Raw genomic sequence first — 4217 nt, 5'->3', positions numbered from 1 at the left:
GGGCAAAGTGGACAGACAGTTTTTAGCCTCGCAGAGACCACACTTCACAGAGTGAAGTATAGTGGGTTATACTTTACTTGGAAGATAACTCCGAAATGAGGTGCGTACTATGAGTTTTGTAGTGGCTAGAATGACGAAATTAAAAGCTGATAATTTAGTCGGTATTGGCAATCATGACCAACGGAAAACGACTAATCACAGCAACGAAGATATTGATGTTTCCCGCTCCCACTTGAATTATGATTTGGTGGCTGGGCGCACTGATAATTTTAAAACGGATATTGAAGCCTATATCAACGAAAATAAAGCTAGTAAGCGGGCAGTTCGCAAAGACGCTGTTTTAGTCAATGAGTGGATTCTAACCAGTGACAAAGATTTTTTTGAGCAATTAGACGAAGTCGAAACCCGTAAATATTTTGAAACAGCCAAACAATATTTTGCAGATAACTATGGCGACGAAAATATTCGTTATGCGGTCGTTCACTTGGACGAGAAGACCCCTCACATGCATATGGGCATTGTGCCCTTTGATGATGATAGAAAGCTCTCAGCTAAGCGTATATTCAATCGTGAAGCCTTACAGCGCATTCAAGAGGAATTACCACAATATCTCAAAGAGAATGGCTTTGATGTTCAACGTGGCAACAAAAACAAAGAGCGTAAGAATTTATCAGTACCCGAATACAAAACTATGCGGGAAGATTTGAAAAAAATAGAGACCGAAAAACAAGAGACACAAGCAAAGCTTGCAGATACTAAAAAACAGCTTGATGAAATCAAGCCACGGGATAACAAAAAAATTGCTAGTAAACCAACTTTGCTGAATAAAAATAAAGTCATGGTTGATAAATCTGATCTCGCTGATTTGGAACAACGGGCGTCTTTTAGTGATAATTACAATCAAATGCATGCTAGAGCAAGGCGTGAAGCCGACTCGTTAAGAGATAAACTGACTAGAACAACGTGGGACTATAATGACCTCGAAAGAGAGAATGAGCGATTGCAAAAGTTAGTCGGAACACTTCAAGGCATTGTCCGCAATGTTGATGAATTTCTACACAAAAAACTAGGTATCAATTTACCTGACAAGTGGCTAGAACGTGCAGGACTAAAAGAACCGTCTAAAAAAGCCCCTGAAAGCTCACAGGAACTCGAAAAACATAAATCTGATGAATTAGGCGGTCCACATCTTTAAAACGCTTATATGGGCTTAAAATGGCATTTAAGAGCTTAATTTAACATCTGGCTAGATTGAACGTCGTTAATTTTGTGTCTGTCAACGGTAAATCGAATTAAAGGGGCTTGCTGCTTTAGCAGTTAGCCCCTTTTTGAGGCTTTAAGGAGTTGATAGACTAGCGGATAAAACACTTTTGCGCATGCAAAGAAAAGCACACCTGCTTTTTTTGCCTGCCCCACGGCGAGTGCGGGGTGAGTTTGAGCGGGAGCTCCCGCTCATTTATGGGGTCAAGCTGACACAGCTTGCGGGTTTGGGCGGAGCCCATATTTTGGTTTGAGTGGGATAAAAATTTTGAAAATCAGGGGGCAGGGAGCGAATTTCGCTCCCGTACTACGACCCCCCTATAAGTGCCGAGTGCCAAATTTTACTTGAATAGGACTTTACGCTTACTCTCCCAATGGATTTGGGAGTTTTTTTATGACCGCCGTTTGACCGCCGTTTTGACCGCCGTTTTTTTAAACGGGTTATTTTTTGACTATATAGACTATAAGTATATAATGATGTATAATGATAAAAAAATAAAGGAGTGAGTTTTATGCCTGAAGAGAAAACAGAATATCAAGTTGTAACCGTTAGAATACCTAAAAAGATGTATGCTGATTACAAAGAGATTTTAAAAAGTGAAGGAAAAATTGTAACTTACGATATTAGAAACTATATGCGTGATGTTATCGAAAAATCTAAGAAAGGAGAAAAATGAGCATAAAAAAAGAGCGCCCTCTCTCAAGTTCGCTCGTGAAAAATGCTTTTATTTTCTAAAGGTGATTATACTATATGACTACTAAAAATACAAAGGCTAGAAACTTTGCATTCATTTTGTATCCTGAAAGTATTCCTGAAAACTTTATTGAAAATTTAGAAAAAACTGGTATTCCTATGGCGATTAGTCCGCTCCATAATTTAGATAAAACTGAACGAAAATTTAAAGATATGACTCCTGATGAACAAGAGATAATAAGTGCTGGTGGATCAATTTATAAAAAACCACATTATCATGTTTTGTATATTGCTCGTAATCCGGTTACTGTTGAAAGTATTCGGAAAAAAATAAAACGTAATTTAGGTGATCAATCTGTATCTCATATCGAAATTGTTGATAGCGTGGAGTATTATTTTCAGTATTTAACGCATGAAAGTTCTGATGCAATTAAGAAAGGTAAACACCGCTACGATAAAAAAGATTTAATCTTTATAAATGATTTTGATATTGATAGATACGTAACACTTGATGAAAATGAAAAGAAAGAATTAAGGCAGACTTTACTTGAAATTGTAGATGAATATAACATTGTTAATGTAAAGGAATTAAGCTCGTTTATCAGACAAAGAGGTAACGAATTTGGAATTGAGAGTATGAAATATGTGAATGAAATAATTTCAAGTTCTTCTGGAATTTTTCGACTATATTTTGATGCAAATTACCAATGTGGTTATCGTCCGGTCTATTCAAAAACCATTGATCCTGATACAGGAGAAATAAAGAATGAGAGAGGGGTGAGAGCATGAGAGAGTTTAGTGAAAGTGATGTTGAGAAATACTTAGAATACACTGATCAAAATGTTATCCCGACTAAAGAGCTTTTAGGTCAATGCTTTATTTGTGGTATAAAGTTAAGTGAAACTGAGACACCTGAAGGTCCAGAAAAACGAGTTGTTTGTTTGAAAGATAGAGATTACTTTGTTGAAGGATTTGAGGAATTGATAGAAATGGGAGAAATAAAATAAATATTGAGACTGGAGAGGTTAAGTAATGATTATTGACGTGGAATATATTGGATTTAAGAACAATTTAGAAGTTAATTATTTGGAGGAAAAGTAATGACACAAGCAGATATTAAATACCGTCCTATTAAACCATCCGATTATCATATCTTGGAAGATATGATTCGCAAATCATGGAACTACGATCGATTAGGAAGCCCAAAATTAGCTAAACAACTGTCTAAAATATATCTTGCCAGTTGTCTTGTTAATCAAACATTTACTAGTGTTGCTGTTTTTAATGAAGTGCCTGTTGGTATTATTATGGGTAAAAATAGAGAAACACATCGTAAACCACTAAGGTATCTTATTCGGCAAGGAATTGCTGTTGCACGAATTGCTATATCTAAAGAAGGGCGTAAAATTGGAAAGACGTTTCAAAAATTTGAAGAAGTTGATGAAATTCTTTTAAAGAGCATTGGTACAAACTTTGATGGTGAATTAGCTTTTTTTGTTGTAGATGGAAACCAACGTGGTTCAGGTATCGGTAAACAATTGTATCAACAATTTTTAGATTATATGACATCTGAAAATCTTAAGACATTTTACTTATTTACGGATACGACATGTAATTTTGGCTTTTATGAACATCAAGGTTTGGAACGATTAGCTGAAGAAACGCTCGATTTGCCAGAATTACAAGAGAATATGCATTTCTATTTGTACGGAAAAATGTGATAAAAGGGGCTAGTATTATATTTTCTAAGTAAAATGAAAAAATGTTATTTCTTAAAAATTTACCTTCAATGGGCGCGATTGTTGAACTATTTTTTTAGAAAAGGGTAGCTTAGGCTACTCTTTTTTATTTGGCCAGTGGGAAAATAAACGGTAGGGTCAACGATAAATGTCTGACTGAAGCAAATCGGAAGGAATTTAAGAAGTTGATACGATCCACTGATTTTCCACCCTCTTGGCAACTCGTTTTCGAGCCGTCGGAGACATGTAGAAATTTTCTGGGTTTGCCACTTTTGAAAAAGTGGCAAGGTCTGTTGTTTTGAATTTGATATTGAAATGAATTTGCAATCGTTGCGGAAAAATGCAAAGGTGAAAATATCATTTCTGTTACTAGAAAAAAGGACAGCTGTAGGCGTTTTTTTTTGTGCCTGTTCACGTCGAACCTTTTCAGCCTAAAGGCGAAAAAAGGGGCAAAGTGGACAGACAGTTTTTAGCCTCGCAGAGACCACACTTCACAGAGTGAAGTATAGTGGGTTATACTTTAC

5 protein-coding genes are annotated in these 4217 nt (G+C 36.1%); all 5 read left to right on the top strand.

Going from position 1 to position 4217, the window contains the following annotated elements; translation table 11 throughout:
* Positions 1–109: 109 nt before the first annotated feature.
* The 5 genes from mobV to AC1RPG_RS07680 all read left to right on the top strand — a co-directional run bounded on the left by mobV (position 110) and on the right by AC1RPG_RS07680 (position 3675).
* Positions 110–1195: a MobV family relaxase gene (gene mobV / locus AC1RPG_RS07700; RefSeq protein ID WP_004906452.1), complete on the top strand. Its 1086-nt coding sequence runs from the start codon at positions 110–112 to the stop codon at positions 1193–1195.
* 577 nt (positions 1196–1772) lie between these two features.
* Positions 1773–1937 carry a transcriptional regulator gene (locus AC1RPG_RS07695; RefSeq protein ID WP_481761992.1) on the top strand — a complete coding sequence of 55 codons (165 nt, stop codon included), beginning with the start codon at positions 1773–1775 and terminating at the stop codon, positions 1935–1937.
* Between the two features lie 74 nt (positions 1938–2011).
* A complete protein-coding gene (locus tag AC1RPG_RS07690; RefSeq protein WP_481761991.1) occupies positions 2012–2743 on the top strand; it encodes a replication protein in 732 nt (243 codons plus the stop codon).
* Complete coding sequence (locus tag AC1RPG_RS07685; RefSeq protein WP_481761990.1) at positions 2740–2961, top strand: hypothetical protein; 222 nt, start codon at positions 2740–2742, stop codon at positions 2959–2961. The genes AC1RPG_RS07690 and AC1RPG_RS07685 overlap by 4 nt, the downstream gene beginning before the upstream one ends.
* Positions 2962–3054: 93 nt before the next feature.
* Positions 3055–3675, top strand: a complete 621-nt coding sequence (locus tag AC1RPG_RS07680) for a GNAT family N-acetyltransferase (RefSeq protein ID WP_481761989.1) — start codon at positions 3055–3057, stop codon at positions 3673–3675.
* Positions 3676–4217 lie beyond the last annotated feature (542 nt).

Source organism: Dellaglioa sp. CoH-57-MRSF-18, from assembly GCF_056781995.1.
The sequence above is the reverse complement of the archived record's forward strand: the minus strand, read 5'-3'. Positions and strand labels throughout refer to the sequence as shown.